The organism is Streptococcus oralis (assembly GCF_001075875.1).
Classification (GTDB): Bacteria; Bacillota; Bacilli; order Lactobacillales; family Streptococcaceae; genus Streptococcus; species Streptococcus oralis_I.
In genome coordinates, this window is the sequence record NZ_JUOS01000067.1 from 1 (window position 1) to 3,382 (window position 3,382).

2 protein-coding genes are annotated in these 3,382 nt (G+C 36.2%); both read left to right on the forward strand.

The window, feature by feature from the left end; all coding sequences use genetic code 11:
• Positions 1 to 1,375, forward strand: a 1,375-nt coding sequence (locus ADM33_RS03935) for an SspB-related isopeptide-forming adhesin (protein ID WP_049503258.1), incomplete at its 5' end; no start/stop codon positions are given.
• Between the two features lie 285 nt (positions 1,376 to 1,660).
• Positions 1,661 to 3,382: Cna B-type domain-containing protein (locus tag ADM33_RS03940; RefSeq protein WP_049503259.1), on the forward strand; the 1,722-nt coding region annotated here is incomplete at its 3' end.

Here is a 3,382-nt window from a genome sequence, read left to right on the forward strand (position 1 = left end):
AGAAGTAGCTGGAACAGACGCAACCGTTACATACGATACCATGAAAGCGAATGTAACAGTCACTGTGAAACACGACGGAACAGCTAAAGTTCTTGTAGCAACTGTTGGCGATATCGCTGATAAAGAGTTCAACAACGTAGTAACACCTCCAGAAACTCCTGAGTTCAATCCAGAGAAATATATTCTTAATGAAGAGAAATTTGATATCACTGGAAATAAACTTCTTGATGATGATAAAGAGTTGACTGATAAAGTAGCAGATACCAACAATGATCCATATGTGGACAAAGTTGATAATAATGAAAAGCAAAATATCAATACTCAAACACTCCATAAAGGGGATAAGGTTGTTTACCAAGTATGGTTGGATACAACTAAATTCACAGAAGCTCACAATATTCAATCTGTTGGTATTACAGATAAATATGACAGCGAAAACTTGGATGTTAATGTAGCTGATATTAAAGCTTATGATTCAGTAACTGGTGATGATGTCACAGCTAAGTTTGATATCTCAATTGTGGATGGGGTCATTACTGCTACATCTAGGGCTGACTTGACTAAGTCTCTTGGAGATGCTGAAAATACTCAAGTAATCGACACTGCTAAATTAGCATTTGGACGTTACTACAAGTTTGATATTCCAGCACGTATCAAGGGAACCGCTAAAGAAGGTGTAGATATTGAAAATACAGCTTCTCAAATTGTTCACCAATATGATCCAACTAAGAAATCAGTTGAAAAACCAGAAAAACCAACTGAAAAACGTGTTGTTAATATTCCAGTGAAAGTTGAATTCAACTTCACGAAGAAATTGGAAGGTCGTGCGTTGAAAGCTGGTGAATTCAGCTTCGTATTGAAAGACAAAGATGGTAACGTGATTGAAACCGTAAGCAATGATGCTGAAGGTAAGATCAAGTTCTCAGCTCTTGAATTCAAACGTGGTCAAGAAGGTACTTATATTTATCATGTAGAAGAAGTGAAAGGTACAGAGGCTGGAGTTGAGTACGATAAGATGGTAGCGACTGTTGGAGTTACTGTAACTAAGGATGGTAAAGTGTTGACTCTTACTTCACAAATGCCTGAAGATACTGAGTTTAATAACAAGGTAATACCACCAACACCACCAACACCACCAACACCGCCAACACCACCAACACCACCAACACCGCCAACACCGCCAACACCGCCAACACCGCCAACACCGCCAACACCACCAACACCAGTAACACCACCAACACCAGAAAAACCTAAAGGTCCTGAGTTGCCAAACACTGGTGAACAATCTAAATCTGAACTTGTTGCACTTGGTGCTGCACTTGGTCTGGTAGGTCTAGGTTTGGTTGCAAAACGCAAAAAAGAAGATGAAGCTTAATGTTTCTAGGTTTCTAGAACGAATCAAGATTTATCTTTGAGTATCTAAACAAAAGATATTCTAAAGTTGGTTATACATTTATTAAATAAGTGTATGTAATCGCAAGAAGAGAGGTTAATACCTCTCTTTTTGTTTTTATAATTTATTTAAGAAAACGAAAACTTTGAATAAGTATAAATCTTTAAAATTAATTAAACAAATAGTCAGTAATTGTACAATTTTTAAATAAGTATGGTATAATTTGATTGGATAATCAAATGTTTTCTAATCGTAAAGGAGGTTATTATGAAGCATAAATTGTCTAAATGTTTAACATTTTTTTTAATGTTTTTGCTAATAGGCTTATCAATAGTTAAATTATCAAAAACAGTTCAAGCGGATTCGGTGACGGGTTATAATCTTGATACTAAGATTATTCATGAGAGATCTGGCCTTGAATTGAGTGATGATGTGGAAGTTATTGCTGGGGAACGTTTAATCGCAACTTATCAATTAACTTTTCCAGATAATCAGAATATCTCTGAGAATGATCAATTGATTTTAGATATTCCTAGAGAGCTCAGATTGATTACAAATTTGACCTTTGACGTTATAAATAGTAAGGGTACGAAGGTTGGTGTTGCTCATACAGATCCTAGTACAGGAAAAGTTACGGTAACTTTTACAGATTATTTTTCTAAGAGACCTGAGAATAAAGAGCTTTCTTTACAGTTTAATTTAACGATTAATCGAGAAGTCGTTAAGGAGAGTCAACCAGTTACTGTTACCATTGGTCATAAGACTTATAGCTTCAAGTACAAACAAGATAGTGGTGAAGCAGGCGACTATGAGATGAAATACGGTTATCAAGATGATACAGATCCAAGTATTATTAAGTGGCGTATTCTCTTGAATGCCAATCAAGATATGATTCGTGGGATGACAATTACGGATACTTTTGGTAATGGACAAACCTTAATTCCTGAATCATTTAGAGCTGTTCGTTATGATACACAACCTACAAAAATTCGTAATGAGGCTCATATTCTCACGTTAGAGCCATCAGATAACTTTTCAAACAAGGCAGTATTCACTAAAAATGCTCAAGGAGGAATCACAGGCTTTACGATTCCATTTGGAGATAACTATCATTGGGCAATGTATATTGAATACTCTACTAAATTACCAGATGGAGTTCCTGCAGGTTCATTAGTATCGAATAATTTGGCATGGTCTGCCACAAATTTTAAGACACGTAGTATGGTACGTGAAGTCCGTCTAGAGTCAGGATCAGGTTTTGGTAACGCTGAAAAATCAGAAACAGTTATCTTAAAGGCTCACAAAACTTTAAAAGGGAAAACACTAGAAAAAGATCAGTTTAACTTTGCACTTTATGATGCTGCAAACCCTAGTGAACCTCTTCAAATTGTAAAAAATGCTGAAGATGGAAGTGTAACCTTCAATGCTATTAAGTATAAAAAAGAAGGAGTTTACAACTATATCATTCGTGAAGTTCTTCCTGAAAGCACTGATAATTACGATTATGATAGCCATGAACTAAAGGTTACTGTAACAGTAACGGATGATGATGGTATCAAAATGGGAACAGTGTCTTACGGTGAAGAGGAAACTACATTTACCAATATTTACCGAGGAACTACAAGTATAAAAGGTAAGAAAATATGGGATGATGCTGATAATAAAGCAGAAAAACGCCCAAATAGCATTAAGGTACAACTCCATGCTGATGGAAGTAAAGTAGGGCAAGAAGTTATTTTAAACGAAGATAATAATTGGACTCATACTTTTACAAATCTTCCGAAATATATAGCAGGAAAAATGATTAGCTATACAATTAGTGAAGTCAATGTTCCTGAGGGATATGTATCAAAAACAGTTCGAGAAAACGAAACGAACCTAGTCTTGATTAACACTTATCAACCACCAGTGCCTCCAGGTCCAGTAACACCTCCAGGTCCAGTAACACCTCCAGGTCCAGTAACGCCTCCAGGTCCAGTAACGCCTCCA